Origin of the sequence: Hymenobacter setariae (assembly GCF_007713685.1) — a bacterium.
Classification (GTDB): domain Bacteria; phylum Bacteroidota; class Bacteroidia; order Cytophagales; family Hymenobacteraceae; genus Hymenobacter; species Hymenobacter setariae.
Genome location: NZ_VMRJ01000003.1, coordinates 676,752 through 690,923 on the forward strand (window position 1 = coordinate 676,752; position 14,172 = coordinate 690,923).

The following is a 14,172-nucleotide window of genomic DNA, read 5'->3' on the forward strand; positions in this document are numbered from 1 at the left end:
CCCCGTGCTGCCGCTGGTCGAGGCCGTGAGCCAGGACGTGGGCCGGGTGCTGCTCAACCTGTTTACCAACGCCTTCTACGCCGTGCGCCAGCGCCAGCAGGCGGGCGAGGCGGGCTACGCGCCCCGCGTGGGCGTGCGCACCCGGCGGGTGGGGGACGAGGTAGAGGTCAGCGTGCAGGACAACGGTACGGGCATCGCCGAGGCCGTGCGCCAGAAGATATTCCAGCCCTTCTTCACCACCAAGCCCGCCGGCGAGGGCACGGGCCTGGGCCTCTCGCTGGCCCACGACATCATCACCCAAGGCCACGGCGGCACGCTAGAGGTAGCTTCGCAACTCGGCCAGGGTACTACGTTTACACTGCGGCTGCCTCTCTAAGGGTACCTAGGGCGCAGCACTATTCTTATCTTTACTATAATGAAAATCCTAGTTGTTGACGACGAGCCCGACGTGCGGACGCTGTTCGAGCAGCGTTTCCGGCGCGAAATCCGCAGTGGGTCACTGGCCTTTTCCTTTGCTTACTCGGGCGAAGAAGCCCTAGGTTACCTGCACGAGCACCATTCCGAGGTAGTGCTCATTCTCTCCGACATCAATATGCCGGGTATGAGCGGGCTGGAGCTGCTGCGCCGCGTGCGCACCGAGCCCGCCCCGCCGCCGCCACCCCGCGTGATGATGATAACTGCCTACGGCGACGAGGCGAGCCGTAACCAAGCCCTGGCCCTCGGCGCCGACGACTTCCTGACTAAGCCCGTTGACTTCGCCGCTCTCAAAGAAAAGCTACTTGCCCTGCCTTCCGCATGAAAACAAAAATACTGGTCGTAGACGACGAGGCTGACCTAGAACTACTTGTAAAACAGAAGTTTCGCCGTAAAATTCGCGAGGGTGAATACGAGTTTGTATTTGCCGCCAATGGCCAGGAGGCACTGGTGCGCGTGGCCGAGCACCCCGACACGGCCATTGTGCTTTCCGACATCAACATGCCCGTGATGGACGGGTTAACACTGCTTACGGAGCTGCACGAGACAAACCCGATTATCAAAACCGTTATCGTATCGGCCTACGGTGACATGGCCAACCTGCGCGCGGCTATGAACCGGGGCGCCTTCGACTTTGTGTGCAAGCCGGTCGATTTCAACGACCTAGAAGTCACTATCGAGAAAACCATCTCGCAAGTGCAGCAGCTGCGCGATACGCTGAAGGCCATGCAGGAAAACAACATCCTGAAGATGTACGTCGATGAGACAGTCATCAACTTCATGGCGCGGCCCGACTTCGAGAGCCGCTTGCTGGCCTCCGAAACCATCGAGGGCACGGTCGTATTTATTGACATTTGCGGCTTCACGTCGCTTTCCGAAAAGCTGCCCGCCGCCACGGTTGTAGACCTGCTCAACCGCTACTTCGACCAGATGGTGAAGGAGATAATTGCCCAGGGTGGCTACGTCGATAAGTTTATGGGCGACGCCGTGATGGCCGTTTTTCGGGGCGATTTTCACCTCGACCGTGCCGTTGATGCGGCCCTGGCCGTGCGCACGCGCCTCATGGCCGAGGCCGACCAAGCCATCCCCGGCACTGAGTACCGCCCTGCCGTAAGCATTGGCATTAATACCGGCGAAATGGTATCGGGTAATATAGGTTCGGCCTCTCTCAAGCGCCTGGACTACACCGTAATAGGTGACACTGTGAACGTAAGCCAGCGGCTGCAAGGTTCTGCTAAGCCCGGCCAAATTATTGTGAGCGCCGCTGCCTACCAGCGGCTCAAAGAGTCGTTTCAGTGCCAGCCCGTGGGCGAGGTGAAGCTTAAGAACAAAGAGCAGCCCGTGATGACCTACGAGGTATTAGCCTAGGGTAGTGCCTCGTGCTTAGGTAGTAGGAAACAACTACTAGCTAAGCACGAGGCACTGCTTTTACGCCTCATTTTGCTTGCGCAGGCGCTGGCAAAGCACGCGTAGAATATTGCGGAGTACCTCGCTGCGCTCCTCCATCACGTCGTAGAAATCGTCTTGGTCAAGCCGGAAGGCGCGCACGGCGCTCTGGGCTACAGCCGTGGCCGAGCGCGGCTCGGCGTCGAGCAGCGCTAGCTCGCCGAAGAAGTCACCCTGCCGGAAAGTGGTCAGCAGCTGCGGGCCGTTGAAGATGCCGACCTCGCCCTCGTATACGATGTATAGCGAGGCACCTAGGTCTCCTTTTGCAAATATTTGGTGGCCCGCCGGAAACGTAACTTCCTGCATGATGGGCACAATGCTGCTAAGCACGTTTTCGGGTGTTTCGGCAAACAGTGCGGTGTGGCGGAGCAGGCCCACCCGGGACTGGGCCGGCAAGTGGGCAGCGGCGGCGTGGTGGCTCATAAGCAAGTGAGGGAGGACCGGCAGCAGCCGTAGAGCCTCGTCGTAAATAGTGTGTTGGCTGGTAGCTAAGTGGTTGATAGCCGTAAGGGCACTTTCCTGCAGCAGCGCGTCGGGGCTATTGAAGTAGGGTAGCCAGTCAGGCAGCTGCCCAAGGGTGGGCACGTGCTGCCGCAGCGCCACAGCCACGGTCCAGTCGCTAAATGTGGCCTCGCCTTGCTGAATAATGTAGGCTGGCATTGCCATAGTGGTAGTGAGCGGCCCGAGCAGCTGGTCAAACACCTGCGCTCTTTCGGCGGCTGGGCTCACGTCGAGTAGGGCTTGCAAGCCTTGGTACCAGGGGCGCGGAATGAGATTGTCAAGGATTTCGAGGGCGTTGGCTTGGCGCTCGCGAGCGGCGTGGGCTACGCCCCGCTGCGCATCTACTATCAGCTGGGGCGGGTACAGTTGCTGCAATAGCCCAAAGATGCGCTGCTCGATGCGGTCGAGTTCGTAGTCTAGGGCCCGTGCCAGTTCGCCGGTGCTGCCTAGGTGGGCCAAGCCAGTAATCAGCCGCTGCGCCAGCCGCAATTCATCTTCTACCAACCCTTGAAAAATAGGGGCGTCGGCTGCCACTGGAGCAAAGCCACGCAGGGCGCGCAGAGCCATTTCGCGCCGGGTGGGGTGCGGCTGCTGGGCCAGCGCCACGAGTGCGCGGCGGCTTTCGGGTAGCCGCAGCTGCCCCGCCACGGAGGCAGCCCGCCGGGCTAGGGCCTCACTGGTGCCCGGCCGCAAGGCTGCCGCCAAGGCGGGCACGGCCACCGGGCCTAGCGCTAGCAAACGAGCGGTGGCCGCTGGCCGGCGTTTTTTATCCAGTAGCAGCGCCGTAAGTTCTTGGGCCTCGGCTAGGTCGGCTGGCGCAAGCACTGTGGCTGCTGCAGTCGCAGGCCCATCGGGAAGTTCGGTACGCAGTTCCTCGGTCAGTGAAAAGCGCTGGCTTAGGGCGTGTTGTAGTTCGGCGAGGTAGTGCCCATAGGTGCGCGCCAAAAAATACAGCGCGCCAGCCATAAACAGCGCCATCCACACAAAGGGTAGCCATTCGGCAATGGCCTCGTGGCTGGCCGTGAGGAACAGCAGCAGGCCCGCTAGGCCCATCCCGAGGGGCTCGTAGTAGCCCTTGGCCAGTGTGTGTGCTTGCAAGCGCTCGGGGGGCGCCAGAGGCTGAAACAGCACCAAAAAAACTGGGTCAAATACGGCCCGGCGCAGCACCTCCAACCCCAGGTACAAGCCGCAGAAGTAAATCAACAGGGTCGACTCACCCGCCCCCAGCCAGCTCAGCCCGCCAAAAGCCAGCAGCCCCGCCAGCACGGTGGCTGGCAGCGTCAGCAGCATCCGCCGAATGCCTAGGCGGTCGAGCGTTACCTGGGCCAAGCCCACCTTGAATAGCATCGCCAGCAAGTAGGTGAGGGCCAGCACGCCCCCTACGTACTGCATTACCAGGGTTTGGTCGTGAAATTTGTGCTTGACGTTGACAAAAAAGGAATACTCCACGCCCGTAGTCACGGCCGCAATAGCTGTCAAGCTCAGGCAGATGCTTAGCACCAATTGATTGTTGCCAAACCAGCGCTGCCACACGCTAGTGCCCGCTACTCGCTGCCGCCGGCCCACGGGCCGCGCCTCTACATCGTGCGAGCGCAACGTGGCTTGCACCACTAGCAATGCCGCCCCGTAGGCCGCAAAGGCCGTGAGCAGTAGGTATAATAAATCGGTATGCGCGTGGATAATAATGGCCAAACCAGCCCCTAGGGCCTTGGCTGGCATGTCGCCCGCGCTAATGAGGCCAAATAGCCGCTTGCTCTGCCGCACGTCGAACACGACGGCCGACACCCCCCAAAACTCTAGGTTGGTGAGCAAGTAAATAACCCGGTAGCCCGCCATAATGGCCACCGCTGCCGCCACCGAGTGGCCCAGAAACACCAGCGCCCCTAGCACGCCTGCTAGCGCCACCACCGCTATCAGCACGCGGCCGGCCAGCTTTTGCAGCACTAGGTGGTGCTCAAAGTGCGTATACACGCGCCCGGCCGCCATCATGGCCAGCGCGGCGGTGCCGTAGGCCAGGGGCAAATTACGCTCGGGATTGTTTTCGAGCAGAATAACATTAGCCGCCACGTACACCAGGATGGTGCCGATGCCCAGCAAAAAGTTGTGCAGAAAAAACAGCCAGACCGTTCGCGTCTCGTCAGGACGCACGCCTAGCAGCCGGTACCAGGTGGAGGAAGTAAACAAAGCGCCAGCAACAGATGAGCCGGCAAGTTAGGGCAAGGGAAGGCGGTGCGAAAAATTAGAGGCGACCCCACAAAGCAATTGCGCTCGAAGGAAGCCTAAATAGCTCGTCCAAGCGCGATTGTTTCGTGGGGTCGCCTCGCAATAGCAACCAGGCCGCTGCTACTTAATCATGTCTACTTCAGCCTTAATCATGGCGTTGTAGCGCTGACCTTGGCCGTTAGCCAGCGTCAGTTGGTTCCAGCCGCGGGCGATGGTGTAGTTCCAGGTGCGGCTTTCCTTAAACTCGAAGGTGGGGCGCATAATCTGGCCGAAGGGCGTGTAGTTCTCATCCATAAAGTCGGTTTTGAAGAACTTATCGCCGCTTACAATCCACTCCATCGCAACAAAGAAGCCTTCTTCGGGCGCTACTACGTTGTAAGAAGTCAGGTCAACAGTGTACCACTGCCCGCCGGCTGGCGACGACACCACCACGCTTTGGGTCAGAATGTCGGTGTTCGGGGCATTGTAGTTGCCATCGGCTTTATAAATGCGTACCCGGAAAGGCTCGCGCGGAAAGCCGTTTTCGCCGATGTAAAACGATACCGAACGGATGTTGCCTAGGCGGTGGTTTTTATCATTCTTGATAAAAAACGCGCACTGGCTGCCCGGCTGGCCCTGGAGCAGCCCCTCGCCTGGGCGGTTAGAGGTGGCGCCTAGGCCTAGGTTTTTGACTTTGCCCCCCTTTACTGTTACGCTGCTTAGGGCAATGGCCATGCGCGGCACCTCAATCACCATATTAGCCTGTGCCTGGCCGCGCTTTACCAGTACGGCTAGGTGCTTGTAGCCTAGCGCCATCACTACCAGCGAGTCTTGTGCATTCTTAACCGGGGCGGGTAGCTGAAACACGCCGAACTCGTTGCTAAGTGCACCTGTTTGCTCATCGTGCAGGCTCACAGAGGTAAATGGCAGTGGCTCTTTCGTCTCCTTATCTATAATCTTGCCCGCAAGTAGTACGGGTGCCGTTGTCTGGGCTTGCGCCATAACTGACAAGCCAAAGAAGAATAATGCAAAATAAAGTAAGCTTCTGTACATATATAATAAGTTTTTGATTGCGGTAATACAAATCTATGCCGCAACACGGTTTGGCTCCACATAGAGGAGCTAAAAAATATTGGCTTCGCGGAAACAAAAACGTGTGGTTTGTGGATGACCACCGCCTAGGTATCTATCTTACTTCTATTGGACTCTGAGGAACCTTCGAGGCCCAAACAGACGTATCTTTGTTTAAATCCCGTCTAAATAGCAGCAGTTACTTTGGCTTTTCTTCGTCGCTCTCCCCGTACCGTTGCGCCTGTTCCCACCTCGTCGCGCCGCACTGCCAATGATTTGCGCGTAGGCGAAACGGCTACCGTGTGCTGCCTCAAAGACCCTGAAATGGCGCTCAAGCTGCTCGAAATGGGCTGCATCCCCGGCACGCAGGTGCGCCTGGCCGGCCGCGCTCCGCTCGGCGACCCGCTGATGCTAGTGCTGGGCGATGAAGAATATACGTTGTCGCTGCGCGTGAGCGAGGCGACAACTATCCAACTGAAAGCTTAAACTCTCCCTGACTTTCCCCGCCGATGCAGGAAACCCCAACTGCGCCCCGGCCGACTACGCTGCCGCCTTCCAACCGGCCGGCGGCCGACCCGCACCTCCCCCGCCTTGCCCTCATCGGCAACCCTAACTCGGGCAAGACCTCGCTCTTCAACCAGCTCACGGGCCTCAACCAGAAGGTTGGCAATTTTCCGGGCGTCACCGTAGACCGCAAGACGGGCATGGCCCAGCTTGGCGGCCAGCGCCGGGCCGAGATTATCGACCTACCCGGCACGTACTCGCTTTATCCCAAGAGCCTCGACGAGCAGGTAATTGCCGACCTGCTTTACAACCCCGACGCGGCCGATTACCCCGACTTTGTGGTGGTGACGGTGGATGCCAGCAACCTGCGCCGTAGCCTGCTGCTTTTTTCGCAGCTCGCCGACCTAGGCTTGCCTGCCATCTTGGCCTTGAACATGACCGATTTGGCGGCCGAGCGCGGCATCCAGATTGACTTGCCCGCGCTAGAGCGCGAGCTAGGCGTGCCGGTAGTACCCATGAACGCTCGCAAGGGTGTGGGTGTGGCCGCGCTGCGCATTGTGATGGCCGAGCGCCTAGCCGCCCCGCCCGCCCTGCGCTTTTGGGAGCCCGAGGGCGACCTGCTGCCGCTGGTGCGTCAGATTCGCTACTACTTCAATCTACACAACGACTACCTGGCGCTGCACTATGCGCACCAGTTCCGGGGCTTGCGCTTCTTGAGCGACGACGACCGGGCGTACTTGCTGGAGCTGACCGAGAAGTACAAGTTTGACTCGACGGCGCGGCAGGCCGAAGAAACCATTGGTCGCTACGCCCGCATCAACGAATTGCTGCTGGAGGTAGTGACCGTGACGCGCACCGAGCAGCGCGAGCCGGCTTCTAACAAGATTGACAAGGTGCTGACGCACCGCGTGTTTGGCTACCTCATTTTCCTAGGTATCCTGTTTCTGCTGTTTCAGGCCATCTTCGCCTGGGCGCAGTACCCCATGGACCTCATCGACCAAGGGGTGGCCAACTTCAATGAGTTGCTACAGAACAATTTTAGTGGGCCACTGGTGCGGCTGCTTACTGAGGGCGTCATTGCCGGCCTAGGTGGCGTGCTGATATTTATTCCGCAGATTGCCTTGCTCTTCGCCTTTCTGGCAGTGCTAGAAGAAACCGGCTATATGGCTCGCGTTACTTTCTTGATGGACAAGCTCATGCGGCCCTTCGGGCTGAGTGGCAAAAGTGTGGTGCCGCTCATTTCGGGGCTGGCTTGCGCCGTGCCAGCCATTATGGGCGCGCGCACTATTGAGAGCTGGAAAGACCGGATGCTGACCATTTTCGTGACGCCGCTCATGTCGTGTTCGGCGCGCATTCCGGTGTACACGGTGCTGGTGGCGCTGGTAGTGCCCGACGAGTCGTGGCTCGGCATCTTCAATATGCGCGGGCTGGTACTCATGGGGCTGTATCTCCTAGGTCTGGTGTCGGCGCTGGTATCGGCCTTTGCACTCAAGAAAATCTTGAAAGCTCGCGAGCGCAGCTACTTCATCATGGAGTTTCCGGTGTACCGCTGGCCGCGCTGGAAAAACGTGGGCCTGACCATCGTGGAAAAGGTAAAAGCGTTTATTTTCCAGGCTGGTAAGGTGATTGTGGCTATTTCGGTGCTGCTGTGGGTGCTGGCCAGCTACGGCCCTGGCAACCGGCAGGCGCAAGCCGAAGCCCAGGTGCAGCAGCAGGCCGCCGCCCAGCGCTGGCCCGCCGCCGAAACAGAGCGCCAGGTTGCCTCAGCCCGCCTCGAAACCTCCTACGCGGGCACTTTTGGGCACGTTATCGAGCCGGTTATCCGGCCACTGGGTTTCGATTGGAAGGTGGGTATTGCCTTGCTCACATCGTTCGCAGCGCGCGAAGTGTTCGTAGGCACCATGAGCACCATCTACAGCGTAGGCCAGGATGCTGACCTAGGTACCGTGCAGCAGAAGCTGGCCAATGAGAAGGACATCAACGGACAGCCCTTCTTCACGCCGGTGCGGGCGCTGTCGCTGCTCGTATTCTACGTCTTCGCCATGCAGTGCATGAGCACGCTGGCCGTCACCTACCGCGAAACCAAAAGCTGGCGCTGGCCCCTAGGGCAGTTGGTGTACATGACCGGCTTAGCCTACGCCGCCTCGCTGCTGGTGTGGCAGGTGTGGGGGTAGGGTACTCCAAGTATGTTTGTCCGTGCGAGGAAGCACGACGCAGTAATCGAACCCTTCAAACTCGTCTCGATTGTTGCTGTATCGTACTTTCTCGCAAGGACAATCTGTTTATTGCTTCTTCTGCTAAAATGACATCTTACGAAACCCTGCTGCATCTCGCATTCCGCACGCCGGCCGACCAACAGCATTACCTGACGCCCGCCGTGCTAGGCGCTTACACAGGCTTTGAGCAAGCCGCGCCCCGCGAGCAGGGCTTTCGCTTCGAGCAATGGCGCCTAGGGGTGGCCACCAGCTTGCTGCGCCTGCTGGCCGACCTAGGCGACCACGATGAGGCCCGGCGCGCGGCCGATGTACTGCACCGTGCCCTTAGCACCGCCCGCTCGCCCGAGGACATCGACAAGCAGATTCACAAAGAGAGTAAGCTGTTTGACCAGGTCTATACCAATCTCTATGTAAACGACGAAGGCGAGGCCCTGCTTGACCTCTTTGCTCGCACCCTTGACGCCGACGCGCCTGACCTGCTGGCGCAGGTAAACGACGAAGCAGTGGACCTGGCCCGCGAGTTGGATTTTGAAGCTCGCAATGACGATGAGGATGAGTAGTAGTATAAAGCACTGAATAAAAAAGGCCGCCCCGGTATTTGGGGCGGCCTTTTTTGTGGCGCGGAATGCGCGGCTTAGTAGCCGGCGTTCTGTGTGAGAAGCGAGTTATTATTGATTTCGCGCTGCGGAATAGGCAGGACGAAGCGTTGGTCGCTAGCATACACGGCGGGCGAAGCCGGGACGGCGGGCGAATCAGCCGTGGCTGGCTTGGCCGCTACTGCCGGAATGACAATGCCATTAACGCGGTGCAGGTCGTGGATGCGGAAGCCTTCAAAGGCTAACTCTAGCTGGCGCTCACGCAGTACATCGTCAAGCGTAACGGTAGCAAGAGCAGTGGCCCCCGAGCGCGTCCGCACAGCATTTACGTCGGCCGTGGCCGAGGCAGTGTTACCGGCCCGTACATCGGCCTCAGCTCGAATGAGGTACATTTCAGCCAAGCGAACAATAGGAATGTTCTGGCCATAGGTGCGCCACTTCAAGGTCCGCAGACGGTTGCGGCGGCTATTGCCATCGCTCAGGTAAATGAGCTTTTTGGTCGTGATAGCCGATAGCGAGTCGGTGCCGCGCACATCGCCGCTGCCGTAGCCATACTGGTTGGCAAAAGCGCCCGAGATGTACACGTCGCCGCGGCCGTAAAGCACGGTTTGGTCGCCATTGGGGCTGTAGCCGGCAAAGTAGGTAGCTAGGCCATCGTTGCTGGTGCCCGCGTTGTTTTGGTCGTTCTGCTGAATCTCGAAGAGGCTCTCCGCGCTGTTACGGTTGGCAAATACGGCTGCTACCGAGCCAACGAGGCTAGCGCCGCTGTTGGTGATAACGTCATTGGCCATGTCGCGGGCAGCCGTGTAGTTGCCCTGCTGCAAGTACACGCGCGCTAGCATGGCCTCGGCCGAGTACTTCGATGCGCGAGTTACGTTCTGGGTGGGCAGCATGGTAGATGCCGTGCGCAGGTCGGTGAGTATCTGCGTATACACCTCCTCTACCGAAGCGCGGGGCAGTTTCACATCGGCCTGCTCGGTATTCGTAATCGGCACGATGTTGATGGGCACGCCCGGCTGCGTATTGCCACCCCCGGCTTGGTACTGCTGCGCAAACAAACGCACCAGCTCGAAGTACATAATACCCCGGATGTAATGGGCCTCGCCTTCAAACTGCTTGCGCTGGCCGGCATCGGTCACGGCGGGCAAAGCGTTCAAAATCAAGTTGCACTGGTTGATGGCGTTGTAGGCCTGCGTCCAGATGCCCTGGGCGTTCGACAAGGTCGAAATCTGCGTGTGCAACGAGATTTGGCGGTAGTTCTGGAAGGTGCCGGCCCAGGTGATGTAGCCGTTGCTGGCCATGAGCTCGGGTACCAGAATCAGGTCGGTGCCGTAGAGGCGGGGGTCGTCGAGGCGGGCATAGGCACCTACCACGGCGGCGCTCACTTTCTGCGAAGTGTTGTAGGCGTCGTCGGCGTTAATGCTCTGCTGGGGCTCTATCTGCAGCGCGTCTTTGCAGCCCGCTAGGCTTAGGCCCAGGGCTAAGACACCGGCGGACCAGCTGAATATATTTTTCATATCTAACTAAAGGACAAATTATTAAAAGCCAATGTTCACGCCCAGTAAGTACGTCTTAGCCAGCGGCGGCGTGTAGAAGTCGTGGCCCAGCAAGTAGTTGGCGGTACCTAGGCCGTAGGTATTTACCTCGGGGTCGTAGCCAGTGTACTTGGTGAAGGTGGCTAGGTTCTGGCCCGTGATGTAGACGCGCAGCGTTTGGATGTGCCCACGCTTCACGAGCTCGGCCGGCAAGTTGTAGCCTAGGGTCACGTTCTTGATGCGGAAGAACGAACCATCCTGAATCCAGCGCGACGAGGTGTTAGTGCCGTTAGAAGCGCCGTAGCGCGCCTGCGGTACCGAAGTAATGTCGCCGGGGTTCTGCCAACGGTTGAGCTGGTCGATGGTCTGGTTGTCGAAGAAGTCAGCGTTGGCCGACTGGTACGTGCCTGCCGAGTTGTAAATATCGTTGCCGTAGGTGAACTGCCCGAGCGCGCTCAGGTCGAAGCCCTTATAGTTGACGGTCGTGTTAACACCACCCGTAAACTTGGGGTTTGGGTTGCCTACTTTCTGAATCGGGGCGGCCGCGTAGCTGTTGGTTGTGGAGCCATCGGCGTTGTAGTAGAGGGCATCGCCATTGGCGGCATCCACTCCAGCGTATTTCTTGGTGTAGAACACACCTAGGGGCTCGCCAGCCTGCACCCGGCTAATGGTGTTGCCAGTCGGGATGATAGGCGTCGGCAGGTCGGTAATCAGGTTGCGGTTAAACGACATGTTGCCGCCCACCGTCCACTTCACGTCCCCGTCGAGGATGCGGCCGTTTAGCGAAATTTCGAGGCCTTTGTTGCGCAGGCCACCTACGTTTTCGGTGATGGTGGTGTAGCCGCTCACTAGCTGTAGCTGGCGGTTGAGCAGCAGGCCGGTAGTATTCTTCTGGTAGAGGTCTACCTCACCAGTGATGCGGTTGTCGAGGAAGCCAAATTCTACCCCTAGGTCCACTTGCTTAGTAGTTTCCCAGCTCAAGTTGGGGTTGCCAAGGGCGGCATCTGGGGCAATACCCGACTGGTCGGCGTAGGGCAGGGCCGACACCAAGCGGCGCGAGCTGAAGTTGCCAATTTCGCCGTTGCCGGTGACGCCGTAGCTGGCGCGCAGCTTCAGGTAATTAATGATTTCATTGCCCTTCAAGAAGCTTTCCTCCGATAGCAAGTAGCCCACCGAGCCGGCCCCGAAAGTGCCGTAGCGGTTGTTGGCCCCGAAGCGCGACGAGCCGTCGCGGCGCACGCTACCCGACAGCAGGTACTTGCCTTGGAAGTTGTAGTTGGCGCGGGCGAAGTACGAGAGGAAGGAGTAGCCGGTGCCAAACGACGTATTACCGCCCGTTTTCACGGCCGCACTGGCAATGCGCGTAAACTGCGGCGTGGGGAAGCCCCGGCCTTCAGCCGAAGTCACCTTCTGGTCGGCACGCTGGTACGACTCGCCCGCCAACACGTCGAAGTGATGGTTTTCGCCGAGGTTGAAGGCGTAGGTTAACGTGTTCGTGTTCGTGTAGTTAACCGTCTGCGTCTGCGAGTTGAAGGCGTAGCCGGTGGCGCCGCCGTCCTGGGTACCCGCGCCGCGCACGAGGTCCTCATTCAGGTTCAGGAAGTCACCCCCAACTTCGGTGCGCAGCACTAGGCCCTTCAGGATGGTCCAGTTGAGGTAGGCCGTGGTGAACGAGCGGTAGGTACCAGCCCGGTTCGAGCCCAGCTCCTGGTCAAGTAGGTTGTTGTAGTAGATAGTGCTGGTGTTCAGCGCGCCCGTGGTGGGGTCGTACTGCGGCTGCAGCGGCGTGAGCGCATTGAGCTGCAAAGGGTTCGAGAAGGCATTGTCGCCCGATACCCGGTCGTTGACGGTGCGCGCCAGCGACACGTTCAGCCCTACCTTGAGGTTGTCGTATATGCTGTGGTCGAGGTTCAGGCGCAGGCTACCCCGCCGGAAGCGGTTGCCGATGATGATGCCCTTCTGGTCATTGAAGGTACCGCTCAGGAAGAAGCGCGTTTTGGCATCGCCGCCCGATGCGCTAAAGTCGTACTGCGCCACGTTGGCGCCGCCCTTGAAGAGCTTGAACTTACCGTTGTTGCGGAAGGCTAGGCGGTCCCAGGGGGTGTTGTCGGTCGAGTTGTAGTCGAGGCCACCTTCCCCAGCATACGCATCGGCCAGGGTGGGGTATTGCGTTTCGCTATCAGGGCCAATGAGGCCCGCATTGGTCATCGACTCGCTCAGCAGCGTGCGGTACTGGTCGGCATTCAGAAACTGGCGAAAGCGCGTGGGCGCGCTGATGCCATAGTAGTAACCCACATTCACCTTCGTCTGGCCCTGGCGGCCTTTCTTGGTGTTAATGAGGACTACACCATTGGACGCCCGCGAGCCGTAGATGGCCGAGGCCGAGGCATCTTTCAGAATGCTGATGCTCTCGATGTCGTTGGGGTTGAGGTCGGCCAGCGGGTTCAGCGGCTCGTCGCCGGCCTGTGACTGGTCTTGGAAGGTAATCGGCACGCCATCAATGACGTACAGCGGGCGGTTCGACGCCGTTACCGACGATGTGCCGCGCACCTGAATATTGATGCCTTGCCCTAGCTTGCCGCTGCCTTGGTTGATAACCACGCCCGGCGTGCGGCCCTGGATGGCTTGCTCGAAGCTCGTTACCGGCTGATTTTCGACCACGCTGCCCGAGAGCTGCGTCACGGCGCCTGTCAGGTCAGCCTTGCTTTGGGTGCCGTAGCCTACTACCACCGCCTCGTTGAGGGTGCTGGTGCTGGCTTGCAGCGTTACGTTGAGGGTCGTTTGGTTGCCCACAGCCACCGTCTGGGTCGTATAGCCGATAGAGCTAATTACCAGCGTCGCGCCGGGCTTCACGTTTAGCGAAAAGGTACCGTCGCCCGAAGTAGCTGTGCCATTGGTAGTGCCTTGCTCCAAAACAGTAACTCCCGGTAGCGGGCCGCTATCCGAGCCTACTACACGCCCGCTGATTGCCGAGGACTGGGCAAACGCGGGCAGAGCAGCCACCACCAGCAAAGGGGTGAACATGTGTCTCATAAAGAATGGGATAATTGGTAAAAATGAGATAAGTGCGAGAAGGCCAATGGGTGGGGAATAGCTAAAAAAAGCAAAAGGCCAATTACAAAGAAAATACTTCTACTTTAGAGAATAGATGAAAAGCATAACATTTAGGTGAATTACTAGTGATTTGGAATGGGTAAAGGAGCTAAAAATTGCATGCTCTAGGTAGATAAATGGGTTCAATAGCTGCGCGGGCAGCTAGTAATAGTTTGCGCGACGTGGCATGTTGTGAGCTGCACAACTGCGTGGAAACGACCTAGGGAATTGGGGCGTCGCAAGGATTTGCGTGGCATTGGCCGGAAGGAACACGCGGTAGCTAGTGTAGCGAGCCTGTAGCAGCGGTGTGCAACCATTGAGGACCCAGGTGACTCTACCAAGCACAACTCTCTATTGCCACCTGTTATGAAACTTTCGAAAGCTTTACTCGGCGCTATTCTGGTCGGCGTGACCGTGCAAACCACCACCAGCTGCGGTAAAAAGGGCGACCCAAAGCCGAAGGAAGTGGGAGCGCAAGCCAACTCGGGTGAGAAGAAGGAGCCATTCAACTGCCCGGCCTGCGGCCTAGGCTAA

The 14,172-nt window shown here is 58.9% G+C and carries 11 protein-coding genes; 7 read left to right on the forward strand and 4 right to left on the reverse strand.

What is annotated here, in order from left to right:
- The 3 genes from FNT36_RS13915 to FNT36_RS13925 form a co-directional block, all read left to right on the forward strand.
- The coding region (locus FNT36_RS13915) for a sensor histidine kinase (protein ID WP_233635907.1) at positions 1-376 on the forward strand (376 nt) is incomplete at its 5' end.
- Between the two features lie 39 nt (positions 377-415).
- Positions 416-799, forward strand: a complete 384-nt coding sequence (locus tag FNT36_RS13920; RefSeq protein WP_233635908.1) for a response regulator — start codon at positions 416-418, stop codon at positions 797-799.
- Positions 796-1,842, forward strand: a complete 1,047-nt coding sequence (locus FNT36_RS13925) for an adenylate/guanylate cyclase domain-containing protein (RefSeq protein ID WP_144848675.1) — start codon at positions 796-798, stop codon at positions 1,840-1,842. Before FNT36_RS13920 ends, FNT36_RS13925 begins: the two co-directional genes overlap by 4 nt.
- Before the next feature lie 60 nt (positions 1,843-1,902).
- On the opposite strand, the gene FNT36_RS13930 is transcribed toward FNT36_RS13925, so the two are convergent.
- Both FNT36_RS13930 and FNT36_RS13935 read right to left on the reverse strand, forming a co-directional pair.
- Complete coding sequence (locus FNT36_RS13930) at positions 1,903-4,605, reverse strand: cyclic nucleotide-binding domain-containing protein (protein ID WP_233635909.1); 2,703 nt, start codon at positions 4,603-4,605, stop codon at positions 1,903-1,905.
- Between the two features lie 159 nt (positions 4,606-4,764).
- The gene (locus tag FNT36_RS13935; protein WP_233635910.1) at positions 4,765-5,625 is read right to left on the reverse strand and encodes a carboxypeptidase-like regulatory domain-containing protein; all 861 of its coding nucleotides are present in this window, start codon (positions 5,623-5,625) and stop codon (positions 4,765-4,767) included.
- Between the two features lie 273 nt (positions 5,626-5,898).
- Between FNT36_RS13935 and FNT36_RS13940 the strand changes: the two genes are divergently transcribed.
- The 3 genes from FNT36_RS13940 to FNT36_RS13950 all read left to right on the forward strand — a co-directional run bounded on the left by FNT36_RS13940 (position 5,899) and on the right by FNT36_RS13950 (position 8,974).
- On the forward strand, positions 5,899-6,180 hold the full coding sequence (locus FNT36_RS13940) for a FeoA family protein (protein ID WP_144848681.1): 282 nt from the start codon (positions 5,899-5,901) through the stop codon (positions 6,178-6,180).
- Between the two features lie 23 nt (positions 6,181-6,203).
- Positions 6,204-8,372, forward strand: coding sequence for a ferrous iron transport protein B (feoB, locus tag FNT36_RS13945; protein WP_144848684.1), 2,169 nt, complete (start codon positions 6,204-6,206; stop codon positions 8,370-8,372).
- A gap of 128 nt (positions 8,373-8,500) precedes the next feature.
- A complete protein-coding gene (locus tag FNT36_RS13950) occupies positions 8,501-8,974 on the forward strand; it encodes a hypothetical protein (RefSeq protein WP_144848687.1) in 474 nt (157 codons plus the stop codon).
- 74 nt (positions 8,975-9,048) lie between these two features.
- Here FNT36_RS13950 and FNT36_RS13955 read toward each other — a convergent pair whose 3' ends face one another.
- On the reverse strand, positions 9,049-10,527 hold the full coding sequence (locus FNT36_RS13955) for a RagB/SusD family nutrient uptake outer membrane protein (RefSeq protein WP_144848690.1): 1,479 nt from the start codon (positions 10,525-10,527) through the stop codon (positions 9,049-9,051).
- A gap of 21 nt (positions 10,528-10,548) precedes the next feature.
- A complete protein-coding gene (locus FNT36_RS13960; protein WP_233635911.1) occupies positions 10,549-13,569 on the reverse strand; it encodes a SusC/RagA family TonB-linked outer membrane protein in 3,021 nt (1,006 codons plus the stop codon).
- A 435-nt stretch (positions 13,570-14,004) separates the two neighbouring features.
- Between FNT36_RS13960 and FNT36_RS25490 the strand changes: the two genes are divergently transcribed.
- Entirely contained in the window at positions 14,005-14,172 is a 168-nt protein-coding gene (locus FNT36_RS25490; protein ID WP_233635912.1) for a chryseobasin-related MNIO class RiPP peptide, read from the forward strand.

Bases quoted from the DNA above. Each gene is read 5' to 3' on its own strand.
- FNT36_RS13920 (WP_233635908.1), top strand. From the start codon at position 416: ATGAAAATCCTAGTTGTTGACGACGAGCCCGACGTGCGGACGCTGTTC.
- FNT36_RS13925 (WP_144848675.1), top strand. From the start codon at position 796: ATGAAAACAAAAATACTGGTCGTAGACGACGAGGCTGACCTAGAACTA.
- FNT36_RS13935 (WP_233635910.1), bottom strand. From the start codon at position 5,625: ATGGCGCAAGCCCAGACAACGGCACCCGTACTACTTGCGGGCAAGATT.
- feoB (WP_144848684.1), top strand. From the start codon at position 6,204: ATGCAGGAAACCCCAACTGCGCCCCGGCCGACTACGCTGCCGCCTTCC.
- FNT36_RS13950 (WP_144848687.1), top strand. From the start codon at position 8,501: ATGACATCTTACGAAACCCTGCTGCATCTCGCATTCCGCACGCCGGCC.
- FNT36_RS13955 (WP_144848690.1), bottom strand. From the start codon at position 10,527: ATGAAAAATATATTCAGCTGGTCCGCCGGTGTCTTAGCCCTGGGCCTA.
- FNT36_RS13960 (WP_233635911.1), bottom strand. From the start codon at position 13,569: ATGTTCACCCCTTTGCTGGTGGTGGCTGCTCTGCCCGCGTTTGCCCAG.
- FNT36_RS25490 (WP_233635912.1), top strand. From the start codon at position 14,005: ATGAAACTTTCGAAAGCTTTACTCGGCGCTATTCTGGTCGGCGTGACC.